Source organism: Fulvivirga imtechensis AK7, assembly GCF_000331535.1.
GTDB lineage: Bacteria > Bacteroidota > Bacteroidia > Cytophagales > Cyclobacteriaceae > Fulvivirga > Fulvivirga imtechensis.
The window spans coordinates 1-662 of the sequence record NZ_AMZN01000118.1 but is presented as its reverse complement, the minus strand read 5'-3'; the positions used below and the strand labels follow the sequence as shown (position 1 = coordinate 662).

Annotated in this window: 1 protein-coding gene; it reads left to right on the top strand. The window is 53.9% G+C overall.

Annotation, left to right across the window (positions count from 1 at the left end):
• Positions 1-662: tyrosine-type recombinase/integrase (locus C900_RS25940; RefSeq protein ID WP_040497594.1), on the top strand; the 662-nt coding region annotated here is incomplete at both ends.

The following is a 662-nucleotide window of genomic DNA, read 5'->3' as shown; positions in this document are numbered from 1 at the left end:
GGCTACTCCCCCTCGATAGTCCACGATCTACCCTACTACCTTCAGGAATTTTTACACCACCTGGAGCAAAAGAGGTTTACCGGCCCCTGGCCGGCGGCCCCCGTGAGCGATTACCTGGAGCACCTGAAAAAGAGGAAGAAAGTGAGACAGCAAGGCCTTCTGAGTAATCACAGCATCAACAACCACCTCTACATGCTCAAGAAGTTCAGCGAATACCTGTTCAAAGTACACCGGCAGATCCTTTTGGTAACAGCCAGCCCCCTGGAAGTACCCGGCCAGCCCGGTTATGTGCTGAGCAAAGCAGACATAGAAGCCCTGTATGAAGCCACAGAAGAAAGTCCGTTAGGCAGCCGTGACCGGGCCATGCTCAGCATCTACTACGGCTGCGGGCTGAGACGCTCAGAAGGAGTGCGATTGAATGTAGATGAAATACATAGAGAAACCTTATGGGTAAGAGAAAGCAAAAACGGAAAAGGGCGGGTGGTGCCTCTGAGCCATGGGGTACAACAGCACCTGAGCGAGTACCTGTGCTGGGGCCGTCCCATGCTGAGAGAAGACCACCGGGAAAAAGCATTTTTCCTCAACCGGCACGGAGTCCGTATCCAGGGCGGCAACCTGTGCGTGCGACTAAAGAAGTTACTGACCACCAGCGGCCTGATAGA